We start from the raw sequence: 12,183 nt of genomic DNA on the forward strand, positions 1-12,183 counted from the left end.
GTCGCAGCCTTGGCGCGCCGGCTGCCACCTGCCCGCCGCCGCCGCTCAAGTACGCAAGCCGCCCCCTTGGCACGCCAGCCGCGACCTGGCGCGCCCGATTGCCCTTATTCGTGGAGCGCGACGACGTGCCAAGGCAGGCGCCCGGTCACAACGACGCCGGCCGCACCATCGTCACGCAAGCCGCCCGCCGCGACCCGCCCGCCCACAGCCACCCGCCGCCGCTTGGCACGCCGGCGGCGACCTGGAGCGCCCGATTTGTCCCGGTTCGTGGAGCGCGACGGCGTGCCAAGGCGGGCACCCGAACGCAAACGACGCCGGCCGGGGACGAACCCCGGCCGGCGTCGGCGTGTGTGTGCTCAGCGACCGCCGCGGCGGCGCAGGGCCTCGTCGATCTCCGGGTCGCCGAGCTGGCTCAGCCAGGTCAGCAGCTCGGGGTACGTCGACGGGTTGGCGGCGACGTACTTGCGCAGTCCCGGCTCCTGGGCCGCGATGTCGGCCAGCGTCTGCAGCGACGTGTTCGGGTCCAGCGCCGTGCGGGCGTCGAACCCGGACCCCGGCGCGACGGCCGGCTGGTCGACCCGGGTGGCCGGCTCAACAGCTGGCTCGACGGCCGGCTGGTCGACGCGCGTCTCGGTGTCGTCGGCGGTCGGACCGCCCACGGCCAGGCCGCTGACGGGGCCGGGCCGGGCCTCGCCGAGCAGGCTTTCCGGATGGGCGTCGGCCGGGACCTGCGGGCTGGCCGGCACGTCGTCGTCCGTCTTCGCCGCCTCGGACGCCTCGGCCGCCCGGTCCGCGGCCACGGCGTCGGCCTTGGCCGCATCGGCCTTGGCGTCGTCGGCCTTCACCTCGGCGTCCGCAGCCCGAGCCTCGGCGTCCGCGGCCCGAGCCTCGGCGTCGGCCGCCCGGGCCGCCACCTCCGTCTTCGCCTCGTCCGCCGGCGTCGTCGCCTCGGTCCTCGACTCCGCGGGGCGGGTCGCGGCCGCACCGGTCGCCGCGGCCGCGGCCCCGGCAGCAACCCCGGTGCCGGTCGCCACACCGGTGCTGGCCGGAGCCGGGCGGTCGGCCGTCGCGGTGGACGGGCCGTTGCCCGGTAGCACGCTGCTGAGGCTGAGCTGGCTGGCGCCGATCGGGCCGTACTCGGCGCGCACCGACGGCGGCGCCGTCAGCACCACGAACAGCGCCACGCCGAACCACCACAGCACGCTGATGATCGTCGCGTCGTACTCGAGCACGAACACCTCGTCGGAGGCGCCGAGGATGGCCGCGATCACGATGCCCAGCAGGATGAACACGCCACCGACGGCCACCGCGACGGCCCGGCCGGCGTTGGGGTCGCGGACCAGCGCGTTGCGGCCGACCAGCCCTGCCAGCGCCAGGATCAGCAGCAGCACGAGCACGACGATCGCGGTGCCGCGGCCATCCTCGAAGCCGATGATCCTCAGGACGTAGATGACGACCCCGGCGGCGGCCACCAGCATGGCCAGCTCCAGCATCCGGGCGCCGACGGCGGACCAGTGCGCCGCGCCGGACGCCTGCCGGTAGTGCGAGCGCAGGCCGGGCGCCGCCGCGGCGACGGCGAGCGCCGGGACGAGGATCAGCCGCGGCCCGAAGACGCTGAGGCTCCAGGCGTCCTCCATGGTGAGGTCGGCCCCGAGCTGCCACACGCCGACGAACAGCGCCACGACGCCGACCAGCAGCAGCACGTCGCGCCAGGCGGCGTCGCCGCGGTACACGCCCCACAGCGGGACGGCGGCCAGCCCCAGCGCCAGCAGCATCGTGACGATGATGAGCGTGACGAACTCCCAGCCGAGGCCCTCGGCGGCGTCGGTGAGGAACGTGACGACGCTGACGACCGTCAGCAGCGCGAACAGCCCGCCGATGCCCAGCGTGATCCACCGCCACAGCGACCCGTCGCCGGACGGTGACTGCTCGGTCTCGCGGCCCTGCGCCGCCAGCAGCGCTCCGGCCAGGCCGAATGCGATGCCCACGCCGACACCGTCGCCGTTGTTATCGCCGATGTAGCCGAGCACCAACGTGATCAGCACGACCACGACGTACGGGGCGTTGGCGGCCAGCCGGGCCAGCCGCAGCTCCGCCGTCCCCCACGACGCCGGCAGCACGCCGGCGCGCTTGAGGTAGGGCAGCGACAGCGAGATCACGGAGAGCAGCGTCACGAGGATGACGTAGACCTTGCCGGTGACCGTGTCGAAGAGATCCCACGGCATCCCGAACGAGACGAGCAGGAGCACCAGCGCGACGATGTCGCGCGCATAGTCCAGTGCCGGGATGTCGGCGAACGGGTTGCGCGCCGGGGCGGCGTCACCCGGCGTGGCCGGGCCGCCGCCCGGCGCGGGCGCGCCACCGGGCGTCGCCTGCCGGCCCGCCCCCGCGGTGGCCGCGGTCGCCGCCATGGGCGCGCCGCAGTTGCCGCAGTAGGCCGAGCCGGTCGCCGGCGCCCCGCAGTTGCTGCAGAAGTTCATTCGTATCTCCGTCTTTCGGTCGGTCGCCTCGGAGGTAGAACGGCCGCACGTTAGCGCACTCAGGTGCCGATGGCTATGAACGCAGCGCCGTAACCGGTGTGCCGTCGGGACCGGCGACGTAGACGGGTATACCCGGTCCGCCGAGCTCCGACACCACCACGACGTCGACGCCGGCCGGGTCGGCCGACGTGACCACAGCGGCCGCTTCTAGTCCCGTCGCCCCGCTGGACACCGCCGATGCGACGGCCAGTTGCAGCGCGCTCAGGCGCAGCGACGGCAGCGCCACGTCGGCCGCGGCGTAGGTGCGGCCGTCGGCGTCGCGGACGGCCGCGCCGCTGGGCGCGCCGGTGCGGGCCCGGGCGGACCGGGCCAGCGTCAGGATCTTGGCGTCCTCGGGGTCGAGCGGATCGCTCACGCGTGCTCCTCGTGCGGCTCGGTGTCGGTGACCTGAACGAGCCGGCTCACCCGGACGGTTCCGATCCGGTTGCGCCGCCCGGCCGGCCCTTCGGCGACGAGGTGCAGGCCGGCGACGTTGACCTCGGCGCCGGCGATCGGGACCCGGCCCAGCTGCTTGGCCATCAGGCCGCCGACGGTGTCGACGTCGTCGTCGGACAGCTCCAGGCCGAACAGCTCGCCGAGGTCGTCGATGTGCAGCCGCGAGCTGACCCGGACCACACCGCCCTCCAGCCGCTCGACGCCGTCCTCGTCGGAGTCGTACTCGTCGGTGATCTCGCCGACGATCTCCTCCAGGATGTCCTCGATCGTGACCAGCCCGGCGGTGCCGCCGTACTCGTCGACGACGACGGCGACGTGGATGCGCTGCGCCTGCATCTCGCGCAGCAGGTCGTCGGCCGGCTTGGAGTCGGGCACGAAGAACGCCGGGCGCAGCACGGACTGGATCCGCTCGACGGACTCGGCGTCGCGGTTGTCGTAGAGCCGGCGCGCGACGTCCTTGACGTAGGCGATGCCGACGATGTCGTCCAGCCCGCCCGGGCCGACCGCCGGGATGCGGCTGAACCCGCTGCGCAGCGCCAGCGACTGGAATTGCCGCAGCGTCTTGCCGGCCTCGATGAACACGACGTCGGTGCGCGGGACCATGACCTCGCGGACCACGGTGTCGCCCAGCTCGAAGACGGAGTGGATCATCTGCCGCTCGCCGGACTCGATGATCCGGCCGGCCTCGGCGAGGTCGACCAGCTCGCGCAGTTCCGCCTCCGTCGCGAACGGTCCCTCGCGGAAGCCCTTGCCCGGGGTGAGCGCGTTGCCCAGCAGGATCAGCAGCTTCGGCACCGGGCCGAGCACCCGCGTCAGGCCCAGCAACAGGCCGGCGAAGGCCAGCGCGACGCCCTCGGCGTGCTGACGCCCCAGCGTGCGCGGCGCGACGCCGATGACGACGAACGACACCACGACCATGATCCCGGCGGCGACCAGCAGCGTCTGCCACCACGGGTCGAAGTACTCCTCGCACACGACCGCGACGATGACGACCGCGGCGACCTCGCAGGCCATGCGCACCAGCAGCGCCGTGTTCAGCGCCGGCACCGGGTCGGACGTGACGCTGACCAGCGCGGCTGAGCCGCGGCGGCCGGCACGGTCCAGCTCCTCGGCGCGTGTGCGCGAGATGCTGGTCAGCGCCGCCTCGGACATCGCGAACAGCATCGCGACGACCACCAGCACCGCCGCCGAGACGAGCAGCCAGATGGTGGACGCGCCACCGGCGGTGGTGGCGGGGTCACCGGCGGCGAACGCGGCGGCGGGCAGCGGTGAGGCGAACATCAGCGGCCGCCTCCTCGGGCGTTCCGCCAGTCGGCCAGCAGCTGTTTCTGCAGCCCGAACATCTCCTTCTCCTCCTCCGGCTCGGCGTGATCGTAGCCGAGGAGATGGAGGATGCCGTGCGCGGTCAGCAGCTGCAGCTCGTCCTCGGTGCTGTGACCGGCGGCCTTCGCCTGGGTGGCGGCGACGTCGGGGCAGAGCACGACGTCGCCGAGCAGGCCGGGCTCGGGCTCGGCGTCGTCGGGGGTGGGCCGCAGCTCGTCCATCGGGAACGACAGCACGTCGGTGGGACCGGGCTCGTCCATCCACTGCACGTGCAGCTGTTCCATCGTCTCGGTGTCGACCAGCAGGATGGCCAGCTCCGCGAGCGGGTGGATGCGCTGGTGGTCGAGGACGAACCGGGCGAGGTCGGACAGTGTCTTCTCGTCGACCTCGGCCCCGGACTCGTTGTTGACCTCGATGGTCACGGGCGCCGGCCGGGAACGCGCGACCGCCCGTTGCCCCCTGCCGCCTCCTGCGCGGCGTCGTAGCGGGTGTAGGCCTCGACGATCTCGCCGACCAGCCGGTGCCGGACGACGTCGCGGCTGCTCAGGCGGCAGAAGTGGACGTCGTCGACGCCGTCGAGGATGCCCTCGACGACGCGCAGCCCGCTGGTGGTGCCGGCCGGCAGGTCGACCTGGGTGACGTCGCCGGTGATGACCATCTTCGAGCCGAACCCGAGCCGGGTGAGGAACATCTTCATCTGCTCGGCGGAGGTGTTCTGCGCCTCGTCGAGGATGACGAACGCGTCGTTGAGCGTGCGCCCGCGCATGTACGCCAGCGGCGCGACCTCGATCGTCCCCTCGGTCATCAGCCGCGGGATCGACGCCGGGTCCATCATGTCGTGCAGCGCGTCGTACAGCGGCCGCAGGTACGGGTCGATCTTCTCCGACAGCGTGCCGGGCAGGAAGCCCAGCCGCTCGCCCGCCTCGATCGCCGGGCGGGTGAGCAGGATGCGGCTGACCTGCTTGGCCTGCAGCGCCTGCACGGCCTTGGCGACGGCGAGGTAGGTCTTGCCGGTACCCGCCGGGCCGATGCCGAAGATGACGGTGTGCTTGTCGATGGCGTCGACGTAGCGCTTCTGGTTCAGCGTCTTCGGCCGGATGGTGCGGCCCCGATTGGACAGGATGTTGGCGGTGAGCACCTCGGCCGGGCGCTCGCCGGTGCGGGCGCGCAGCATCGACACGGTCCGCTCGACCGCCTCCGGTGTCATGCCCTGACCGGTCCGCAGCACCGCCACCATCTCGTCGATGACGCCCTCGGCCTCGGCGATGTCGCCCGGCCGGCCGGTCATCGTGATCTGGTTGCCGCGCACGTGGATGTCGACGCCCGGGAAGGACGACTCGACGACCTTGATGAGCTCGTCGCCCGAACCGAGCAGGCTCACCATGGAGATGCTCGTCGGCACGACGATCGTGTGCTGGGCGGCCTGCTGTTCGGCCTGTTCTGTCTTCGTCATGGGCGGCCTCGCGGGGCCTGTCACGCCTACTTCCGGTCTCGATCGCGCTGATGAATGGATGTATTGAATGCTACCGGCGAGCGCCGACAAGTCATGTCGAATTACCGGCCGGCTCAGCCCGGCGGCCAGGTCATCGCGCGTCCGCCGAGCACGTGTCCGTGCACGTGGAACACCGACTGACCGGCCTGCTCTCCCGTGTTGAACACCAGCCGGTAGGCCTCGATTCCCTCCGCCGCGGCCACGGCGGCCGCCTCGCGGACCAGTACGGCCAGCGTGTCCGGCGCGGCGGCGGCCAGCGCGGCGACGTCGCGGTGGTGCTCGCGCGGTATCACCAGCACGTGCGTGGGCGCCTGCGGCGAGATGTCGCGGAACGCGACCGTGTGCTCGGTCTCGCGCACCACGTCGGCCGGGATCTGCCCGGCGGCGATGCGGCAGAACAGGCAGTCCGCGTCCTGGCTCACTCGTGCCTCCGATGGTTCGGGTAGCTGGATGGTAGGCCACCAGCCGGATGCAACCGGTCCGCCGCCCCGCGAGTCATGCCCATTGACAGACCCCGCCCGACCGTAGCCTCTGGAGCCATGTCGAACCCCGCCGACGACCCCCAGCCCGACTCGTCCATCGCGACCGCGCCGCCCCGGCAGCCCCGCCGGCGCAACCGCCGCATCCTGGTCGTCGTGCTGGTGACGCTGCTGGCGCTGCTGCTGGTGGCGGCCGGTGGGGCGTTCTGGTTCGTCAACCGCCTGTCGTCGAACATCGAGCGGATCCCGGACGCCTTCGACATCCCCGAGACCGAGCGGCCGGCCGAGCAGCCCGGCGACAGCATCACGTTCCTGCTCGGGGGGCTGGACGGCGCGGACAAGGTCGACGTCTACCAGCCCGGCGCGGCCCGCACCGACACGATCATGCTGGCGCACTTCCCGGAGGGCCGGGACCGCGGCTACCTGGTCTCGATCCCGCGCGACACGTTCGTCGAGATCCCCGGCGAGGGCGAGAACAAGATCAACGCCGCCTACTCCCTCGGCGGGCCGGCGCTGTTCGTGCAGACGATCGAGCAGCTCACCGGCATCCGCGTCGACCACCTGGCGCTGATCGACTGGAACGGGTTCGAGGCGCTCACCGACGAGCTCGGCGGTGTCACGCTGACCTTCGACGAGGACACCGTGCTGGCCGACGACACCGTCCTCCCGGCCGGCACCCACACGCTCGACGGCGAGCAGGCGCTGCAGTACGTCCGCGACCGCAAGGACCTGCCCGGCGGCGACTTCGACCGGGTCAAGCGACAGCAGAACTTCATCCGCGCGCTGATGAACGAGCTGATCTCGTCCGGAACGCTGACCGACCCGGGCAAGATCAACGGCGTCGCCGGCGCGGTCGGCCAGGCCGCCCGGGTCGACGAGGAGCTCAGCGCGTTCGGCATGGTCGACCTCGCGCTGTCGATGCGGAACCTGCGCGCCGGCGACATGACGTTCCTGACGGTGCCCACCGACGGCACCGGGATGGCCGGGTCGCAGAGCATCGTCGTCTACGACCGCGAACGCGCCGACCAGCTGTGGGCCGCGCTCACCCAGGACGACATGGACACCTTCCTCGCCGCCAACCCCGACCTGGTCACCGGCGACGACGTCCGCTGACCCCGGTTTCGGCTGAAGATCGCCGGCCCGATCCCCTACGGTGGGGCCGCATCGGTAAACCGGCACGGCCGGCAGCGCGTCAGTAGGGGTATGTGGTGCAGGACAGGACCGGGTCCGAGGCCGACGAGGCGATCACGGACCTCTACGCGGCGCACTATGTCCGCCTTGTCCGGCTGGCCACGTTGTTCCTGGGCGACGAGGCCGTCGCCGAGGAGGTCGTGCAGGACGCGTTCGTCGCGCTGCACGGCCGGTGGCGGCGGCTGCGCGAGCCGGCCGCGGCGGCCGGCTACCTGCGCACGTCGGTCGTGCACGGCTGCCGCTCGGTGCAGCGCCGCCGCGGCGTCGCAGCCCGCCATCCGGAGCAGCCGCCCGGGTACGCGCCCAGCGCCGAGCAGATCGCCGTCGGCGACGCCGCCGCGGACGCCGTCGTCGAGGCGCTGCGCGGACTGCCGGAGCGGCAGCGCGAGGCGCTCGTCCTTCGCTACTACGGCGGCTACTCCGAGGCGGAGATCGCCAGCGCGATGAAGATCAGCAACGGCGCCGTCAAGAGCCATGCCTCCCGTGGGCTGGCCGGGCTGCGCGCCGCCATGACGGACTGGTCGTGAGGAGGCAGCGGTGAGCACACCGGAGAACTGGACGCCGGAGGAGCAGCGGCTCCACGACGCCCTGCACCGCGCCGCCGACCGGGTGCAGCCGGGCCCGGACGGCCTGGCCCGGATCAGGAGGAGGACGGCGGTGGTGCCGATGTGGCGACGACCCCTCGTGCTGGGACTGGCCGGGGCGACGGCTCTGGCCGCGGCCGTGATCGTCGGCGGCGTGATCCTGCTCGACGACGGCGACGGCGGCGCCCCGGTCGCGTCCGAGACCTCCACGTCACCGAGTGAGACGCCGAGCGATGAGTCCCCGTCGACGCCGGTCGCACCGCCGTCGACCCCGCCGAGCGACACCCCCACGGCGCCATCGGCGCCCATCGGACTGCCGGTCTACTACGTCTCGGATTCCGGCGCCGGTCCCCGGCTGGTACGCGAGTTCGTCACCGTCGACGTGTCAGTGGCCACCATTCAGACGGCCGTGCACACGATGCTGTCCGGGCCGCCGGCCGATCCCGACTACGGCACACTCTGGCAGCCCGGGGTCTCGGTGGACTCGGCAAGGATCACTGACGACGTGATCGAGGTCGACCTCAGCGGAACTCCGGCCATCGACGATCCGTCCGAGGCGGAGATCGCCATCCAGCAGCTCGTCTACACCGCCACCGCCGCGGCCGCAGCCACGGGTCAGGACGGCTCGCTGCCAGTCCGCGTGACCATCGATGGCGCGCCTGCGACGGACGTGTTCGGTGTGGACCTCAGCGAGCCGGTCGAGCGTGCCGATCCGCTAGAGGTGCGGCAACTCGTGGTGCTCTTCGAACCCACGGAGGATGCGACGGTGACCAGCCCGGTCACCGTCCGCGGCGAGGCGGCCGCGTTCGAGGCGACCGTGCTGTGGGAGCTGCGCCGCGACGGCGAGCCGGTCGACTCCGGGCACACCGAGACGACGGAATGCTGCACGTTCGCCCCGTTCGAGCTGGAACTGGACCTGGAGCCGGGCAGCTACGAGATCGTGATGAGCGAGAGCGACCCTTCCGGCGGCGAGGGCCGGCCGCCGACGAGCGACTCGCGCACGTTCACGGTCGAGTAGTCCAGCGCGGCGTCCGCGCCAGCACGATGCCGGCGGCGACGGTGCCGGCGGTGGAGGTGCGCAGGACGGTCGGGCCGAGCCGGGCGACGACGGCGCCGGCAGTGGCCAGCGCGTCGAGCTCCTCCGGCGCCAGGCCGCCCTCCGGGCCCACGACCAGCAGGATGTCGCCGTCGGCGGGAATGTTGACGGCGCCGAGCGGCTCGGACGCCTCTTCGTGCAGGACGACGGCGAGCGCCGCACCGGCGACCCGACCGGCGAGGCCGGGGGTGCCGACCGGGTCGCCGACGACCGGCAACCAGGCGCGGCGGGCCTGCTTGGCCGCCTCGCGCGCCGTTGAGCGCCACCGCCGCAGCGCCTTGTCGCCTCGCTCCCCCGTCCAGCGGACCATGCACCGCTGCGCCGACCACGGCAGGATCTCGTCGACGCCCACCTCGGTCATCGTCTCGACGGCGGTCTCGCCGCGGTCGCCCTTGGGGATCGCCTGCGCGACGACGACCCGCGGGCGCGGTTCCGGCACCTCGACGCGTGCGACGACCTCGCAGGTCAGGCCCTGTTTCGACACGCCGACGACGAGGCAGCGGGCCAGCTGCCCGGCACCGTCGGTCAGCTCGACGGTCTCGCCGACCTCGATCCGCCGGACCACGGCCGCGTGCCGGCCCTCGTCGCCGTCGAGGACGACGACGTCGGCGGCCCGCAGCGCGGCGGCGTCGGCGAGGAAGACCGGAGCGGTCAGTTGAGGCCTTCCTTGAAGGCGTCGCGGATGCGGGTGAAGAAGTTGCCGTGGCCGCCGGAGCCGCCCGGACCATGCACCCGCTCCTCGTTGCGCAGCGTCGCCAGCTCGCGCAGCAGCTCCTCCTGCCGCGGGTCGAGCTTCGTCGGCGTCTGCACCTCGACGTGGATGAGCAGGTCGCCGCGGCCGGTGCCGCGCAGCTTCGGCACGCCCCGGGCGCCGAGCTTGATCACCTCGCCGTGCTGGACGCCGGGCCGCACCTCGACCGTCGTGGCGCCGTCGAAGGTCTCGAGTTCGACGCTGGTGCCCAGCGCGGCCGCCGTCATCGGCAGCTGCAGCGTGCAGTGCAGGTTGTCGCCGTTGCGGCTGAAGACCGGGTGCGGGGTGACGGCCAGCTCGACGTAGAGGTCGCCGGCCGGGCCGCCGCCGGGACCGACCTCGCCCTGGCCGGTCAGCTGGATGCGGGTGCCGTTGTCGACGCCGGCCGGGATCTTGATGGTGAGCGTGCGGCGAGTACGGACCCGGCCGTCGCCGGAGCACTCCACGCACGGGTTCGGGTTGATGGTGCCGAAGCCCTGGCAGGCCGGGCACGGGCGGGTCGTCATGACCTGGCCGAGGAAGGACCGCTGCACCTGGCTGACCTCGCCCTGGCCCTGGCAGGTGGGGCAGGTGACCCGGGTGGCGCCCTTCGCGGTGCCCTCGCCGTGGCAGACCTCGCAGACCACGGCGGTGTCGACCTGCAGCTCGCGGGTCGCACCGAACACGGCGTCGGCCAGCTCGATCTTCAGCTGGACCAGCGCGTCCTGGCCGCGCCGGACCCGGCTGCGCGGGCCGCGCGCGTTCGACCCGCCGAAGAACGCGTCCATGATGTCGGTGAAGGAGAACGCGCCGCCGAAGTTGCCGCCGGCGCCGCCACCGCTGCTCAGCGGGTCGCCGCCGAGGTCGTACATCTCGCGCTTGCGGGGGTCGTTGAGGACCTCGTAGGCCGTCACGACCTCCTTGAACCGCTCCTGCGTCGCGGGGTCGGGGTTGACGTCGGGGTGCAACTGCCGGGCGAGGCGGCGGTACGCCTTCTTGATCTCCTCGCTGGAGGCGTTCTTCGGCACGCCGAGAACTTCGTAGTAGTCGGTGGTGGGCACCCTGTGTCTTCCCTAGTGAGCGGCGAGAATCTTGCTGACATATCGAGCAACGGCGCCGACGGCCGCGATCGTCCCCGGGTAGTCCATCCGGGTCGGCCCGACCACTCCCATGCTAGCCAGGGCCAGCTCGCCCGGGCCGTAGCCGGAGGTGACGACGGACGTGGCCGACAGCCCGGTCTGCGCGTTCTCGCTGCCGATGCGGACCCGGACCGGGGTGGGGCTGGTCGCCTCGCCGAGCAGCCGGAGCAGCACGACGTGCTCCTCCAGCGCCGACAGCAGCGGCTCGAGCTCGCGGTCGAACTCCTGGCCGTAGCGGGCCAGGTTGCCGGTGCCGGCGACGGCGACCCGCTCCTCGTGCCGCTCGATCAGCGTGCTGAGCAGCGTGGCGGTGACGGCGGCGACGGCGGCGCGGTCCTCGGGGCCGAACCGCTCGGTGAGCTCGGTCACCCGGGCCTCGACGGCGGCGAAGTCCTGCCCGACGGCGAGCGCGTTGATGCGCGCCCGCAGCTCGCCGACCAGCGCGTCGTCGGCGTCGGCGGGCAGGTCGACGACGCGCTGCTCGACCCGGCCGGTGTCGGTGATGAGCACGACGAGGACCCGGGTCGGCGCCAGCATGACCAGCTCGACGTGGCGCACCGTCGACCGGCTCAGCGACGGGTACTGCACGACGGCCGCCTGCCGGGTCAGCTGCGCCAGCAGCCGCACCGTCCGGGACACGACGTCGTCGAGGTCGAGCGCGCCGTCGAGGAAGGTCTGGATGGCCCGCTTCTCCGCGGCGGACAGCGGCTTCACCGTCGACAGCCGGTCGACGAACAGCCGGTACCCCTTGTCGGTGGGCACCCGGCCGGCGCTGGTGTGCGGCTGGGCGATGTAGCCCTCGTCCTCCAGCGCCGCCATGTCGTTGCGGATGGTCGCGGGCGACACACCCAGGTGATGCCGGTCGACCAGGGCCTTCGACCCCACCGGCTCCTGCGTGGCGACGTAGTCCTCGACGATGGCCCTCAGGACGTCGAGCTTGCGGTCATCGACGGACAACCGGACACCTCCCGACTTCTGCTGGCACTCGACCGTTGCAAGTGCCAATTCTACGTGGTTCCGCCCCTTCCGTCTTTCTCCGCAGGTCGGGCCGGATTGCCGACCTTGTCAGTGCCGGCGCGTAGGTTGCTGAGTGGGCCGGGAGTCCGGACATCGGCCGTGTGACACAGGTCACATCCGAGACGGGAAATATCCGGGGATGCGATCCCCGTTTAGC

12 protein-coding genes are annotated in these 12,183 nt (G+C 72.6%); 3 read left to right on the forward strand and 9 right to left on the reverse strand.

Annotated features, from left to right (window positions below):
• Positions 1-356: 356 nt before the first annotated feature.
• The 6 genes from C1I92_RS26185 to C1I92_RS26210 form a co-directional block, all read right to left on the reverse strand.
• Positions 357-2,480, reverse strand: a complete 2,124-nt coding sequence (locus tag C1I92_RS26185) for a zinc ribbon domain-containing protein (RefSeq protein ID WP_111257580.1) — start codon at positions 2,478-2,480, stop codon at positions 357-359.
• Positions 2,481-2,553: 73 nt separating this feature from the next.
• Positions 2,554-2,895, reverse strand: coding sequence for a cytidine deaminase (locus C1I92_RS26190; RefSeq protein WP_111257581.1), 342 nt, complete (start codon positions 2,893-2,895; stop codon positions 2,554-2,556).
• On the reverse strand, positions 2,892-4,139 hold the full coding sequence (locus tag C1I92_RS26195) for a hemolysin family protein (protein WP_438940539.1): 1,248 nt from the start codon (positions 4,137-4,139) through the stop codon (positions 2,892-2,894). Before C1I92_RS26195 ends, C1I92_RS26190 begins: the two co-directional genes overlap by 4 nt.
• Before the next feature lie 116 nt (positions 4,140-4,255).
• The gene (ybeY, locus tag C1I92_RS26200; protein WP_111257583.1) at positions 4,256-4,720 is read right to left on the reverse strand and encodes an rRNA maturation RNase YbeY; all 465 of its coding nucleotides are present in this window, start codon (positions 4,718-4,720) and stop codon (positions 4,256-4,258) included.
• A complete protein-coding gene (locus tag C1I92_RS26205) occupies positions 4,717-5,751 on the reverse strand; it encodes a PhoH family protein (RefSeq protein ID WP_111257584.1) in 1,035 nt (344 codons plus the stop codon). Before C1I92_RS26205 ends, ybeY begins: the two co-directional genes overlap by 4 nt.
• Before the next feature lie 113 nt (positions 5,752-5,864).
• Complete coding sequence (locus C1I92_RS26210; protein WP_111257585.1) at positions 5,865-6,212, reverse strand: HIT domain-containing protein; 348 nt, start codon at positions 6,210-6,212, stop codon at positions 5,865-5,867.
• Between the two features lie 117 nt (positions 6,213-6,329).
• Between C1I92_RS26210 and C1I92_RS26215 the strand changes: the two genes are divergently transcribed.
• The 3 genes from C1I92_RS26215 to C1I92_RS26225 all read left to right on the forward strand — a co-directional run bounded on the left by C1I92_RS26215 (position 6,330) and on the right by C1I92_RS26225 (position 9,062).
• Positions 6,330-7,382 carry an LCP family protein gene (locus C1I92_RS26215; RefSeq protein ID WP_111257586.1) on the forward strand — a complete coding sequence of 351 codons (1,053 nt, stop codon included), beginning with the start codon at positions 6,330-6,332 and terminating at the stop codon, positions 7,380-7,382.
• A gap of 95 nt (positions 7,383-7,477) precedes the next feature.
• Positions 7,478-7,987: a SigE family RNA polymerase sigma factor gene (locus C1I92_RS26220; RefSeq protein ID WP_199521605.1), complete on the forward strand. Its 510-nt coding sequence runs from the start codon at positions 7,478-7,480 to the stop codon at positions 7,985-7,987.
• A gap of 10 nt (positions 7,988-7,997) precedes the next feature.
• Complete coding sequence (locus C1I92_RS26225) at positions 7,998-9,062, forward strand: Gmad2 immunoglobulin-like domain-containing protein (RefSeq protein ID WP_111257588.1); 1,065 nt, start codon at positions 7,998-8,000, stop codon at positions 9,060-9,062.
• Here C1I92_RS26225 and C1I92_RS26230 read toward each other — a convergent pair.
• Genes C1I92_RS26230 through hrcA form a run of 3 tightly spaced genes read right to left on the reverse strand, consistent with a single transcriptional unit; the run spans position 9,049 to position 11,966 of the window.
• Positions 9,049-9,795 (reverse strand): 16S rRNA (uracil(1498)-N(3))-methyltransferase, encoded by a 747-nt coding sequence (locus C1I92_RS26230; RefSeq protein WP_111257604.1) that lies wholly within the window; start codon positions 9,793-9,795, stop codon positions 9,049-9,051. The two genes, C1I92_RS26225 and C1I92_RS26230, sit on opposite strands and share 14 nt — an antisense overlap.
• Positions 9,792-10,931, reverse strand: coding sequence for a molecular chaperone DnaJ (gene dnaJ / locus C1I92_RS26235; RefSeq protein WP_111257589.1), 1,140 nt, complete (start codon positions 10,929-10,931; stop codon positions 9,792-9,794). Before dnaJ ends, C1I92_RS26230 begins: the two co-directional genes overlap by 4 nt.
• 12 nt (positions 10,932-10,943) lie before the next feature.
• Positions 10,944-11,966 (reverse strand): heat-inducible transcriptional repressor HrcA, encoded by a 1,023-nt coding sequence (gene hrcA, locus C1I92_RS26240; RefSeq protein WP_111257590.1) that lies wholly within the window; start codon positions 11,964-11,966, stop codon positions 10,944-10,946.
• Positions 11,967-12,183: the final 217 nt, after the last annotated feature.

Source organism: Jiangella anatolica, from assembly GCF_003236295.1.
In the GTDB taxonomy this organism is placed as follows: Bacteria; Actinomycetota; Actinomycetes; order Jiangellales; family Jiangellaceae; genus Jiangella; species Jiangella anatolica.